The sequence below is a fragment of the Paraclostridium benzoelyticum genome, from assembly GCF_001006285.1.
Taxonomy (GTDB): Bacteria; Bacillota; Clostridia; order Peptostreptococcales; family Peptostreptococcaceae; genus Paraclostridium; species Paraclostridium benzoelyticum.
In genome coordinates this window covers 1-1,488 of sequence record NZ_LBBT01000259.1, presented here as the reverse complement: position 1 = coordinate 1,488, position 1,488 = coordinate 1, and the positions used below count along the sequence as shown (strand labels likewise).

The following is a 1,488-nucleotide window of genomic DNA, read 5'->3' as shown; positions in this document are numbered from 1 at the left end:
TTATTTTAGTTAAAATTTTAGAATAATTATGATAATTTTAAATTTTATAAGATTTATTTTTAAATTTATGTTTAGTAAGAAAGTCGACGGGTATATATATACTATAACAAGTTAACAACAATTTAGAAACTAATTAAATTAATATATATAAGGTTAAAGGGAGGATTTTAATATGAAAAAATTTGTTTGTACAGTATGTGGATATATACATGAAGGAGAAACAGCACCAGAAATCTGTCCAGTATGTAAAGTTGGAGCAGATAAGTTTGAAGAAATGAAAGGTGAAATGGTTTGGGCAGACGAGCATAGAATAGGAGTAGCTCAAGGAGTAGATCCAGAGATAATAGAAGGGTTAAGAGCTAACTTTACAGGTGAATGTACAGAAGTAGGAATGTACTTAGCAATGAGTCGTCAAGCAGATAGAGAAGGATTCCCAGAAGTAGCAGAAGCATATAAGAGAATAGCATTTGAAGAAGCAGAGCATGCAGCTAAATTTGCAGAATTATTAGGAGAAGTAGTAGTAGCAGATACACAAGCTAACTTAAAAGCAAGAGTAGAAGCTGAATATGGGGCAACTGATGGAAAATTAAAATTAGCTAAGAGAGCTAAAGAATTAGGATTAGATGCTATACATGATACAGTACATGAAATGTGTAAAGATGAAGCTAGACATGGAAAAGCATTCTTAGGATTATTAAATAGACATTTTGGGAAATAATATATAGAGATTGGATAAATAACTTAAATATATATCTAAAAAATGTGTTTAAAGCAACATATTTTGGGTATATATTTAGGCACTAGGAAAAACGTTAACAAATTATTGTAAATTAACGTAAAAAATTAAAATTATATTAAATATATGGAGGATTTTAAACATGAAAAAATTTGTTTGTACAGTATGTGGATATATACATGAAGGAGAAACAGCACCAGAAATTTGTCCAGTATGTAAAGTTGGAGCTGATAAGTTCGAAGAAATGAAAGGTGAAATGGTTTGGGCAGACGAGCATAGAATAGGAGTAGCTCAAGGGATAGATCCAGAAGTAATAGAAGGGTTAAGAGCTAACTTCACAGGTGAATGTACAGAAGTAGGAATGTACTTAGCAATGAGTCGTCAAGCAGACAGAGAAGGGTATCCAGAAGTAGCAGAAGCATATAAGAGAATAGCATTTGAAGAAGCAGAACATGCAGCTAAATTTGCAGAATTATTAGGAGAAGTAGTAGTAGCAGATACACAAGCTAACTTAAAAGCAAGAGTAGAAGCTGAATACGGAGCAACTGATGGAAAATTAAAATTAGCTAAAAAAGCTAAAGAATTAGGATTAGATGCTATACATGATACAGTACATGAAATGTGTAAAGATGAAGCTAGACATGGAAAAGCATTCTTAGGATTATTAAATAGACATTTTGGAAAATAATAATTAGATATATAAATAAGCCCTCATATTAGTATTTTTATTTACTAATATGAGGGCTTATTTT

The 1,488-nt window shown here is 30.9% G+C and carries 2 protein-coding genes; both read left to right on the top strand.

Going from position 1 to position 1,488, the window contains the following annotated elements; all coding sequences use genetic code 11:
• Positions 1 to 172: 172 nt before the first annotated feature.
• Positions 173 to 718 (top strand): NADH peroxidase, encoded by a 546-nt coding sequence (locus VN21_RS13385; protein WP_021428523.1) that lies wholly within the window; start codon positions 173 to 175, stop codon positions 716 to 718.
• Positions 719 to 878: 160 nt separating this feature from the next.
• Entirely contained in the window at positions 879 to 1,424 is a 546-nt protein-coding gene (locus tag VN21_RS13380; protein ID WP_024619944.1) for an NADH peroxidase, read from the top strand.
• Positions 1,425 to 1,488 lie beyond the last annotated feature (64 nt).